Source organism: Paenibacillus sp. An7 (genome assembly GCF_009870785.1).
In the GTDB taxonomy this organism is placed as follows: domain Bacteria; phylum Bacillota; class Bacilli; order Paenibacillales; family Paenibacillaceae; genus Paenibacillus.
The window spans coordinates 41,236-53,578 of record NZ_WTWX01000006.1 but is presented as its reverse complement, the minus strand read 5'-3'; the positions used below and the strand labels follow the sequence as shown (position 1 = coordinate 53,578).

Here is a 12,343-nt window from a genome sequence, read left to right as displayed (position 1 = left end):
TCTTACTCCTGATTAAAGCAACCAAAGGTATTATGAAATCGATTCAACTAACCCCAATATTGCGCTGCAATACGTTGTCCTTGATTAATCTTCGCCCACTGTTCATCTTCTGTGAGTTCATTACCGCCATCACAAGACGCAAAACCGCATTGGTGAGAAAGTAATAAACGATCTTTATCAATAATTTTCGATGCTTCATCAAGCATTCTGATTACACGAGCCTCATCGTCAAGCGTATTAGTTTTGGAAGACAACAATCCAAGTACAATTTCTGTTTCAGGCTTATCTTTAAAAACGGCAAGTGCCTCAAGTGATCCTGCACGTTCATCATCCCATTCAAGGAAAAAGCGATCGTATTTCAGCTGCTTCAAGAATAGATTCGCAATCTTGGCATATGAGCCGCCGCCCATATTCCGGGAATCATAGTTACCACGGCAGTTATGTGTCCACATTTTGAGACCTAAGCTGTGACCATAATCAATAATGGTATTGTTAATGTCGATAAATTCGGCAGCAAGAGCCTGCACTTCCTCTTGATCGATATTCTCGCCCGTATAAGGAGAGTTCGGGTTATCATCTGCGAACAGTTCCCATAGGCAATCGTCGAATTGCAGAATTTTTCCTCCTACAGCGGCAAAATCCTCTACAAATTCCTTATAAGCTTTAACGAGACCCTCTTTAAGCTCATGTCGATCTTTATAAACAGCTTCCGCGCCGCCAATGTTATCTGACCAAGATAGTTCTCCAAAAATATGGGATGGAGATGGTACGCACAGCTTGGTTTCATGGTCACCCGCAGCGGCTTGCAGCTCTTTATACACATGAATGAAATGATGATTTTTACCGCTTAATTCGCCTGTAATACGCAGACCAATATCTTTTCGAGTCTCATATTTAGAAGCTCCATCCGTATCTCTGAAAAAGTATCCATGATCCGCAATATAGCGGTCAACTCCTTCAAAGCCCCAGACAAAATCCAAATGCCACATCGATTTGGAATACTCTCCATCGGTAAGAATGGATACACCATTTTTAATTTCTTTATCGACTACGGCTTTAATTGCATCCGTCTCACACTGCTCATACCCCTCGAAATCTTGGTAAAAAGGATAAGTGATATCATCACGGTGTTCAATCTCATGTTTATATTCTAATAAGTCCGACGGACGCAGCAAGCTGCCTACGATTTGAAATCTATTGCACATTTGTATTTCCTCCTTGTTTGTATATCTCGTTATGTATTGTCTTGATTCTAGCATGGAGGATTACGATACACATAACACTTAAAAGGAATACCTGGTTATAGCTAAAAGCTATAACCAGAAGTTAAGCTTACCCTATAGTTATTATCATCTCCTTACAGGGAGAGCTGTCTCATACCTATCTCATACCTGTCTAATACAAAAAAACCGAACTTCGAGAAGTTCGGCACACTAATTAAAAAGCTTGGCTCACATGTTGTAAACATCGATGTTACAAATTGTTAGATTAGTAGGATCCTATTTTTCGGCTTATATAAAAACGTAAGTTGCTTAGTACAGTCTAATCCACACACTGTTAAGTATTAATCCATATGATTTGCTTCAAAATGATCAAGCAACGCACGTACTTCATCTGTAGATTTTGTGTTCATCAATTGATTTCTGAGTTCACCTGCACCACGGAATCCTTTGACATATATCTTAAAGAAACGATGAAGCGCTGATACGGAACGAGGCAGCACTTCTATATACTGATCATGAAGATCAAGCTGCAATCTTAGGAGATCCAGGTGCTCCTTACTGCTATGCTCTTTCGGTTCTTTCTCAAAGGCAAACGGATTTTTGAAAATACCGCGTCCAATCATCACGCCGTCCACACCATATTTTGCGGCAAGTGCAAGCCCCATCTGGCGGTCAAGAATATCACCGTTAATGGTAAGTAATGTGTGTGGTGCGATTTGGTCACGTAATTCCTTAATCTCCGGAATGAGCTCCCAGTGCGCATCGACCTGGCTCATCTCATCTCTTGTACGTAAATGAATAGAAAGGTTCGCGATATCTTGTTTTAGAATATGAGTTAACCATTCTCTCCACTCGTCTACTTCCTTAAAGCCAAGCCGTGTTTTCACACTTACCGGCAGCCCGCCCGCTTTTGCCGCCTCGATAAGCTCTGCTGCCAGATCTGGACGAAGAATAAGACCGCTGCCTTTCCCTCTTTGTGCGACATTTGGGACAGGACAGCCCATGTTAATATCAATCCCTTTAAAACCCATCTCCGCTAAGCCAATACTCATTCTCCGAAAATTCTCAGGTTGATCCCCCCAAATATGGGCAACTAGCGGCTGCTCATCCTCTGTAAACAGTAAGCGTCCGCGAACACTCTTCATTCCTTCTGGATGACAGTAACTCTCTGCGTTTGTGAACTCAGTAAAAAACACATCAGGTCTGCCTGCTTTAGCTACCACATGACGGAATACCACATCCGTTACATCTTCCATTGGAGCTAGTACGAAAAATGGTTTAGCTAAGTCGTTCCAAAAATTTTCTGACATATTTAAATTTCATATCCTTTCATTTATAGGTACATCTCAGATGTTGAATAAAAATTAATAACGATAATCGCCTATTTCTTTTACACACATTCAGTAGAAAAGCTGACCATCACCAAATGGAACTAGCATCTATGTGAACTTTCAAATTAATGAATTAGATCATTTTACAGTATACCCTAGCTTTATTCATTTATCATTATGGAAGACCTAAGAAAAAACATAAACTAACTCCATTAATAACTTAATTTCTAGCTTTTATAAAAACGGCGTATCGTCTCTTGAAGCAACAAAAAAGAGAGGTTAGCCACCCCTCTTTGCTATCTCCCAATACATCTCCAATTAAATTATCCTATTCAGTATGTAAATCACAGGCCACAAACCTGCAGTCCACTGTTGGGGCAAATAAATAAACTCTTGCTACAAAATCGTGTCTTTCTCAAGATCTCAGAGATTGACAAACAATCCAGCCGCTTATGCAGTAAAATTGTTAAAAAACATCATTAGTTAATATGCAATACTAATTTGCTGAAAGCTATATCACTCTGGTGAGTACTAACCTCCAAATCTTGTACTCACCCCAACTAGCAGTATAATAATCCCGAGCAAAAACAGCCAGCTTACTGGATGACCAAAATTTAAGCCCCAGCCGACTCCGAACCTTTTCTCAACGAGAAGGTTTGAATCCTTGCGATTGAAATAAATCATACCTAACAGCCATTTATCATCATTATGGACAGGTCTGACGTTAAATCTATCGGCAGATTGCTCCAAGCGGCTTCCGCCTTGACCAGCCCAGAACGATAAAGCGAAGAAGTATAAGCTAATAAAGGCTATACTAATTAAGATAATAGAGATAGCGAAATTGATGTTAAGCAGAGATATCATGTTTAGTTGCACGGCAGAAAGCAGGATAACGATTAAGATGCTTGCTGTAATCATAAAACAGGACCAAGCATGGCGGAAAGTTACGTCTTGCCTGATGGAACGGCTCGGATCCGTGGGGTGAACCTGCTGCTTCACTCTACGAATACTCCAATTCTCAAATAGGAACAAAAGTGTGATAAACACTTGCATTAATGTAGGCATAAACACAGAGCTATACGATTTATCGGCATAGCGGTCTACCTTCCAACTGCTGTTGTAATGGATCGGAATCTGATCAGGAATTAAATCGTAGTTGCGTTGCACAGTTACAATACTAACAACAATAATTAAGACATGAATAAGGAACCATTTACTAGAAAAGCCAATGTTTCTTTTCCGAAAACCAGTGTCTACTGCCAAGATCGAAGATTCTGGAGCAATAGGCAGCGTAGGTAGTAGACTTTTCATTTTGAAATGATAACTAATGTTTATGACTAGGGAGATTACGACCATGGTGAGTGAATAAGTGGTTATGACCCAGCTTTGTTGTTTGGATTGTTCATCACTGTATATTAGGCTGATAATACAAACAATGAGTAGGATGGTATGTAAGATCGTACTAATCCTAACATAAGACCTCCGCATCTGGCGCAGAGGCTCACTGTGGAATTGCACAGCGCTCACAGTAACTCCAAAACTAATCGTTTCTCTTGTTAAATAAGGCATGCTTACCATGAGTACAATGGCAGGTATAAATACACCGATCATTATTAAAACAGGCATTATCGTCATATCATTCCCCTCCTCATCTACAATAAATTTTATTATAATCGTTTTTAGTGAATACAAGGGTTAAATTAAATATTTTTCCAGATATGAATACTTTAAAACGCCACGGAGGCAATTTCTTATGAATTCGGTCTTTCTTCCTGAGGATTTGATATGTACGGACAGCGGACAAAAACCCCCCAATCTACATCATTGGAGGGGTGTCCGTGATATTTTTTCACTGCATTACGTGGTCCGCGGAACCGGGTATTATGAGGTTGGCCATGCCACCTATAAGTTGACTCGGGGCGAAAGCTTCATGATCTTCCCGAATACGGAAGTATACTATTATCCCGATCCCCAGGATCCATGGGAATATGTATGGGTGGACTTCAAAGGTACCGAATCGCAGCGCCTTTTGTCCATGACCAAGCTTACCCACGATAAGCCGATAGTGACGAAAAGTCCCGTCGACCTGGAGCCGTTTTTTCACCAGATCGAGGCTACAGGTATGGCGCCGTTTCAAAGAGAGCGATCGAGTGCTTGCCTGCACTTGCTATTATCTTATTACATGGAGCACTATCCCCAGGAGAAGATCCTCCAGAAAAACGACTATGTAGTATCTGCCAAGGAATATATCGAGAACAACTATTGGAAGGCGACGCTGACGGTTTCTGATATCGTCAAGTACGTCAGTATTGAACGAAGCTACTTGTTCCGTTTATTCAAGGATGCAACCGGGATGTCCATATTAAGCTATCTGAAGGCCATTCGAATAAAGCGAGCCTGTACACTGCTGCATTCATCGAAGTTTTCGATTAAGGCTGTTGCCTGGTCTGTAGGTTATCAAGATCAACTCTACTTCTCCAAGGTGTTTAAGAAGGCGACCTCTTACTCTCCTTCCGAGTACATGAAGAAGAATGCTCTTGCCTCCGGTGGGAAAGAGGAAGCTTGACCATGATGCACAACGCTCCCCCTGACCCGAGGCATCAGCGGAATAGTACGCAATTTCCCGATTCCCGGAAATATCTGATCAGCTTTTCGATGGGTTCCCGACCACATTTCAACTCTATGCCCAGGCAATCGATACATAGAAATTCCTTCGCATACCTTGTCACAAGTTTGGAATAAATGGCGATATCATCTGCCATTAATGGAGCTCCACACTCTTTGCATATCTGGGGATTCACGGTTAATTCACCAGCTTTGCGCGGATGATCATACAATCATGAGCCGGCACGACGGCATTGAATCTTTCCTTGAATACGCCAAGTTCCTTATGCTCCCAACAATCGTACAGTGAAAGTGAAACTCCGGATGCATAAGGAATCCCGATATCCCAAAATAACAAAGGCAGTTCCCTTTGGCTATCGCTCAGATTGAAAAGACCTACGGCCACATCCCCATTAGTTAATGCCTTCACCAGCATAAAAGTTTCATCCGTATGGAACCAATTGGGTTCCGGCTTAATACGGTAGGCTCCGCGAGCTTCCAAGCCCTGATTGATCGCAATAATATCCTTGTTCAGCAGAATATCTTTTGTAGGCTGGCTCGCTTTACGTATGTCGCTACCGATCATTAGCGGGGATCCCATTAAGCTCCATAAGGAAAAGTGGGTTTTATATTCATTGTCCGTACAACCGCCGATCTTGTTTCCGATAAAGCCGTTGTTGCTGCCGCCATACATCCCTACGACCAGCATGTCCATATCGTTGTGGCAGAAGGACCCCGTGTAGCATTCCTTGCCAAGCTGGGAAATCGCTAAGTTTTTGATGGACTCCCAGTTATCCTGAATATCAACTGTAGAACGGTACATGTGGGCGCCTGATTCCCTAATCCATTGATATACGTCGTCTTCCCCCCAATTGCATGCAGAGAAAAGAATGTCTCTACCGCAGTTTTTAAGGGCTAAACTCATTCTTTTATAAAGTAATTCTCCGGACATATTCCGTGGCTTGAAACAATAATCGTATTTCAGAAAATCTACGCCCCATTCTGCGAAGGTTGCCGCGTCCTGGAACTCATGCTCGAAGCTTCCTGGATATCCAGCGCAGGTATGGGTTCCCGCACAAGAGTACATGCCGAACTTTAGCCCCTTGGAATGAATATAATCAGATAGACTCTTCATTCCGCTGGGAAATTTCTTAGGGTCCGGCACCAATCTTCCTTCCTCATCTCTTTCCCTTAAGCTCCAGCAATCGTCTATGACGATATATTCGTACCCAGCATCTTTATATCCTTCCGACACAAATACGTCAGCTACATCTCGGATCAGTTGTTCATTGATATCCCAGGTGAAAGTGTTCCAAGAATTCCATCCCATTGCTGGTGTCAAGCCAAGCAGTTTATCCATAGTGGCTCCATCCCTTTCCGGCGTATAATTGTCGTATGTATGCCACTAGTCTAATTTTTCCTCCTATCCATGCCTATAGCAAGAAGTTGCTTCTATATGGACATTTATTGCTTTGAATCATTTTTAATAGCGATGAAGAAAAACAAAACCACCCGTCTATTGAACTGACTAAGTTTAGTTCAGACGAAAAATTACAAGCAGTTATACGATATAAAAGTGGAACTGAAGGCATGCTTTTCTTCCTTTTTAGAAAAACAAAAAGAACGAATTCCACTCTAAGAATTCGTTCTTTCTATTATATTTGTTTAGTATAAATAAACCCTTGCTACAAAACGTCATTTTCTCAATTTTTTACCCCCACTTTTTATATCACAACTTTATTATAAACCGAATAATGTCTTGATAAAAAAAGAGGAAAGGCTTGATGGAGCTAGGTTTTCCCCTCTCTCCATTCTTCCCTTCCCCTATTTTTTCACGTCTTTATTCGATTTTAGCACGAGTTTATTGCAAATAGCATGAGTTTATTTGTTGGCTACAAAATCACTAACCAACACTGCCACGGATTCAACATGCCGTAAGTGCTGAGCATTGACATTTTAAAAATCAGGATGTAGTAGAATCACCTACTTTTTATTCGACTTTTTTAGAATTAGCTCTTTCGAAGAGCTGTATTCTCCAATCGACAGTTTCAGTAACACTTCTAACATCTTACTTTCCAGCATCATTTGTTGTTGTTGGAGGTTGAAAAGGATTACTACTCTTTTTCTCTCCGAACCCCTTTAGTAGAATCTCTCCACCAACTATCCTTATCTTCTAATTAAACCTTTCCCTTCTTAGTAACTTCTCTCAAATTCGACTTAACCGCTATTAGAGATGAATACAACCGTTTTATGGTATAATTGTAATCTTTATCCTCGTATATTTCACCATTATCTTCAACATCAGTTCTGAGTCTGCTAATTTAGTAGCAATTTGACCTAAAGGCTTTGATGCGATTTCATCAAGATCTCTTTTTCTTGCAGCTTCGATTTCATATTCTTTTTGAATAACATATAATAAGATTTCACCGCTAGGGTAAAGAATACTTTATTCTCCATTAACTGGAACTTTTTTGATTTACGGGTAGATTACTCGTTTATTATAGCAACCCACACTGGCATTCCTTCTGAAATATCTAATCCATCTTGATAAAACGTAGTTTGAATACCTTTGGGAAGAACATAATCAAGTTCTCTTTGTAATAATTTCGAACCTACTACATAAAGCTTGTTTGTTAATGGTCGGTCCTGTAAAACTTCAAAACCTTCCATTCGTAATAATTTTTTCACACGATTATAAGTTTCCGTTTGATTACTAGTGTGGCCATTTTCAACAATATCAGCTGCTACTTCTTTTAATCCTATGTCAATTTGTTGTTCTGTTGCTTCTACAAATGGATAAATACCCATTTCCTCTAATGTAACCCATAATGATTCCAACGCTTTATCTTGATTGTGATAGTATTTACTTCCTAATATACGCCAAAATCTCCAGCCAGCACGTTGCAATATCTTTTCTCGTTGGAAGTCTCGCTCTGTATCTTCGGGTGAGGTATGCCAATAATCTCCGTCACATTCAACCGCTAATCTTGTTTTTTCACCTACAACTACTAAGTCAATACGATAGCCGTTCACTTGATATTGTGGAATGACCTTATACCCTCTAGCCGTTATAGCATCGAATACACTCTTTTCAAATTCACTTTCACACAGCATACGATTCGACTCATTTTCTTCCTGTATTGGATTTGCTACATAAGATAATAGCTGGTATCGTAAACATTCTCGATTAGAAATATCATTTATCGTAATAGAATGCATTAACCATAATTGATCTTTAGCTCGGCTGGCTGCAACATTAAATCTTTGACGAGCGCTTTCAGTAGTTAATGCTGTTATACGTCTTTCACCTTTTGCTGCTACCATTGAAAGGAAAATAACATCCCTTTCGTCTCCTTGGAAACTATAGGCGTCGCCACATATAATATGGCGTTCCTCCATCACTTCTGCTCCTATTGTTTGCAGTAATTTATTTTGAATATGCTTAGCTTGTCCGATACCTAGTAATGAAATAACCCCAAAGGTTTTACCTTCATATTGAGGATTTTCAAGACATTTCGTTATTTCTTCAACAATTGCATCCCCTTCTGCTTCATTAAATGCATACTGACCTGTTCCTTCACGAACTCCTTCTGGCAAATACTTGGTCTTTATTGGTTCAAGACGATCTGCTGGATATTGTCGTAAAGGAATTAAAGGTCTGTCACTATATGAAATTAAATTAGAAAACCCAATAATCTCCGGCATACACCGGAAATGTTCACGAAGTGTAATCGTATCTTTAAACATGATGTAACATATATCGAAAAATGAATTTTTAATGTTTAGATCAAACCCAAAATCAAAATCAATTTCTTTGAAATATCTTGTCTGTAACTTCTTCACATCATCTTCATCAATCCCGATTATAGTTGGACTAATTTGTTTATCATCTCCAACAATAATCATTTTCTTCGCAATAAATTTTAATAATAATGCTTCATGCCAAGATTGACTCGCTTCATCAATAATTACTACATCAAATAAGTTAGGCTTAATTTCAAAACTATCGTATACTTGATGCATCGGCATAATCCAGGCTGGAATGGCTCTCATACATTTCTCCATATGCATTTGTGCTTCCATTCGATATCTTGCCGCATTTTTACCTGTCCCTTTTCCGACATTTTTAACAGATTTCATCCATGCTTTTAAATGCTGACTTTGCAAATCAGTCATTGACTTCAACATATTAATCCATGCTTTGGTAGAACCAATATCAATGATTGTCTGCTTTATTTGCATTTCAAGTTCATCATATTTTTGGGATAACATTTGTTCATCACGTAATAAGAATGCTTCTAACCAATTTTTCACTTGTTTATGAACAAAGGCTTTTTCCCATTCTAAAAGTCGTTTTTGCCATACTCTATCATCCATAGATTCAATAAAATTAGTACCCACTAACGGTGAATGAGCTACTAACTTATTTTTAAGTTCGATTACTGTTTCGTCTCGTTTCTTAACTTCTTGATATACTACATATTTTCCCCACACTCTATGTACTAGATCACTATTTCTTACACGTAAAGCCTCTAACAGCTCCTTATATAATGAATGTGTTTTATCTGTTATAACTTCTTCAATTGGTTTACTAATATAATTAAACTTAATATTCAATTTTAGTAATTGCTTTTCCATCTGAATGATTTGTATATTATTTTTTAATTGTTCAATAAAGGATTCATCAAAATCATTTGGTGAAAATACTTCAAACTTATTTAATACAGCTTCTCGCCATTCATGTATAGCGTTTAGAATATTTAATTGTTCAACAATGGACTGAACTTCCTGTTTTAATGTTACGGGCTGCATTAAATGCTCTTCTATAAACAATGGTACTAATAATTCTTTTAACTGCTGTTTTGCACTTTCTTGTAAAACATATTTATTTAATAGGTAAATTTGTTCTGATGTTTTTAGTAACTGTCCGTTGTAAGTTATAACGCTTAATTGATCTTTATATTGTTTTACAACTTTTGGCTTAATTAAAAAGTTACCTAAATTACCGCCTTGATCCAAGTGATTTGTTAAATCTGCGGACATAATTTTCAAGCTTGCAAGTGAAATATCTTTTACATCAAATAAAGATGCTTCTACTTCATTTTCAAATTGTAAATACATACTTAATGCGTACATTAATTGCTCGTTATACTCTTTCCAATTCATTCCTCGATTAATAAATACATCGATTAAAGCATTTTCTAAATGTGGATAAGTTTTAAATAATAGTGTCTGTTTCAAATTGCTATAACGTTCAAATTCGTTTATTAAATCAAATTGTTGCTCTTGTGATAACGACTGTGCTACTTCAATTAGCCTTTCATTTTTATCTACATCTAGCGCTTTTAAATTTTCAATTAAACGTTCTTCTTCATTAAACAACACTTCATTATTTTTTATTTCTTTTTCGATTAATAAATTAGGATAATCGAATGATATATATTCATCAGGTATATCTTCATAGATAGCATTAAGCTGGATTATTCCTTGGATTAATTTCTTTTCTAATTGCCAATAAGCTTCTGTCGTATCTAAGTTAACATCTGATTTATACCAATTATACTGATCATCTAATGATTGGATTTGTTTTACTATTTGTTGTGCCGTGCCTGCATATAATTTACAAAAATGATGTTCGTATGTTTCTTGTTCTCTAATTTCTAACAACTCGGTTTTTGTTTTATTTAACTGTTGTTTTAATTCTTTTAACTGCTGTTCCTTTTGCTCAACAAATAGCTCCTTTTCTCTTAAATTAAACTGTTCTTTATTTACTGAGATAGTACTTACTACTTTTTCTAAATCTTTAATTGAGCTAGAATCACCACCTAAGTAACTTACTGTCAATGCTTGTAAGTCTATAGGGAGTTTACTTTTCAGTACGCTCAATGCTTTTGCAGTTTGACTTGTAATAAGTACCCGATTACCTGTAGATAATAAATGTGCCGTTAGATTGGCTATCGTATGAGTTTTACCTGTCCCAGGAGGTCCCTGAACTAAAACATTGTCTTTATTCGATAGTGATTTAATGATACGTTCTTGCTCTTCATTTGAAGGAAGAGGAAAATAAAACGGCTTACTTTTTGGTAGCTCAATTTCATGATTTTTAGCGATTTCATATTCTCGAATCCTGTTTTTTTTCACTTTTTGATAATTAAACATGTTTGCTAAATTGGTTGGTACTTCAACAGCATTATCATTTAGTTGCTGAACCGCAACTTCGCATGCCTGCTGGAAACTTTTTTGTGTTTTCTTTCTTAATATAAATGCAGGGCTGCTAGATATTAGTGGTGATACACTATTTTTTACACTAGGGATTGTTAATGAATCATTATATTGACTACGCGAATCTAATGCGTTAGCAACAGTGTTTAATATCGTTTCTATTTGCGATATTAAACTTTGTTCTTCACTGATTTCATTTATCAGTTTTTGAACTTCATTGTTATCGCCTTTTTGTAACTGATTTTCAAGTGATAGCATATCTTCTTCATATTCAATTGCAAGACCTTTCGCACCGTCTTCAATAATAAAAACTGCCTTTTCTTTATCAAAATGCAACTCTACTTTATTAATCAATATATGCCTTTCCACCGCTTGCTTAGGTAGTTTCCACTGTAGTAAACCAATTCCTACAATTAATTCAAGCGATTCAGCATTAGTTTGAAGCATTTGATAGATTGTAAATAGTCGATCATATAAATCCTGAATATTTTTAATACGCTTTATTTCTTTTACGTAAGGGTCCCACACATTCTCAATGAAAGCTTTACGCTCTTCTTTTAAATTTAGAAATTCATCAATCGTTACTTTAACGATTACTGTTTCATTATCATCATTTATAACTTGTTGATTTTTTTCATCGATTATTTCGTATGTTAAACTATAAAAATTAATCATTAGCCAATCTTTTAAGTTATTAGGTAGTATAGGTTCTTTAGGCTTTACAGGTTTTTTTACTGTAAGCCAATTGCTTATATCACTTCTAAAAAAGTCTGTTACTTCGGGTTCATTAGGGATATCCTTCTCAATCCAAATTATGTCCTCATAGCTTTTATAAGAAGATATAGGACGTTGTTTCAGTTTCGATAGGTCATTTATATATTGAATTAAATTAGCTGCTTTATTATTTATAGTCAAAGTCTCCAATATTACCACTCCTTAAATTAGGTAAACCAAATAAAACCT

6 protein-coding genes are annotated in these 12,343 nt (G+C 37.4%); 1 reads left to right on the top strand and 5 read right to left on the bottom strand.

The features are described 5' to 3' along the window. Positions 1–47: 47 nt before the first annotated feature. The 3 genes from GQY27_RS09840 to GQY27_RS09830 all read right to left on the bottom strand — a co-directional run bounded on the left by GQY27_RS09840 (position 48) and on the right by GQY27_RS09830 (position 4,189). Positions 48–1,205 (bottom strand): cobalamin-independent methionine synthase II family protein, encoded by a 1,158-nt coding sequence (locus GQY27_RS09840; protein ID WP_160033783.1) that lies wholly within the window; start codon positions 1,203–1,205, stop codon positions 48–50. Positions 1,206–1,564: 359 nt separating this feature from the next. Continuing rightward, positions 1,565–2,533, bottom strand: coding sequence for a tRNA dihydrouridine synthase (locus GQY27_RS09835; protein WP_160033781.1), 969 nt, complete (start codon positions 2,531–2,533; stop codon positions 1,565–1,567). A gap of 552 nt (positions 2,534–3,085) precedes the next feature. Continuing rightward, positions 3,086–4,189 carry a DUF1648 domain-containing protein gene (locus tag GQY27_RS09830; RefSeq protein ID WP_160033779.1) on the bottom strand — a complete coding sequence of 368 codons (1,104 nt, stop codon included), beginning with the start codon at positions 4,187–4,189 and terminating at the stop codon, positions 3,086–3,088. A gap of 118 nt (positions 4,190–4,307) precedes the next feature. On the opposite strand from GQY27_RS09830, the gene GQY27_RS09825 reads away from it, so the two are divergent. Then, positions 4,308–5,120, top strand: coding sequence for an AraC family transcriptional regulator (locus tag GQY27_RS09825; protein ID WP_160033777.1), 813 nt, complete (start codon positions 4,308–4,310; stop codon positions 5,118–5,120). 237 nt (positions 5,121–5,357) lie between these two features. On the opposite strand, the gene GQY27_RS09820 is transcribed toward GQY27_RS09825, so the two are convergent. Both GQY27_RS09820 and GQY27_RS09815 read right to left on the bottom strand, forming a co-directional pair. Continuing rightward, positions 5,358–6,518, bottom strand: a complete 1,161-nt coding sequence (locus GQY27_RS09820; RefSeq protein WP_160033775.1) for a glycoside hydrolase family 27 protein — start codon at positions 6,516–6,518, stop codon at positions 5,358–5,360. Positions 6,519–7,645: 1,127 nt separating this feature from the next. Beyond that, a complete protein-coding gene (locus tag GQY27_RS09815; RefSeq protein WP_160033773.1) occupies positions 7,646–12,304 on the bottom strand; it encodes a PDDEXK-like endonuclease domain-containing protein in 4,659 nt (1,552 codons plus the stop codon). Positions 12,305–12,343: the final 39 nt, after the last annotated feature.

Bases quoted from the DNA above. Each gene is read 5' to 3' on its own strand.
- GQY27_RS09820 (WP_160033775.1), bottom strand. From the start codon at position 6,518: ATGGATAAACTGCTTGGCTTGACACCAGCAATGGGATGGAATTCTTGG.
- GQY27_RS09840 (WP_160033783.1), bottom strand. From the start codon at position 1,205: ATGTGCAATAGATTTCAAATCGTAGGCAGCTTGCTGCGTCCGTCGGAC.
- GQY27_RS09825 (WP_160033777.1), top strand. From the start codon at position 4,308: ATGAATTCGGTCTTTCTTCCTGAGGATTTGATATGTACGGACAGCGGA.
- GQY27_RS09830 (WP_160033779.1), bottom strand. From the start codon at position 4,189: ATGACGATAATGCCTGTTTTAATAATGATCGGTGTATTTATACCTGCC.
- GQY27_RS09835 (WP_160033781.1), bottom strand. From the start codon at position 2,533: ATGTCAGAAAATTTTTGGAACGACTTAGCTAAACCATTTTTCGTACTA.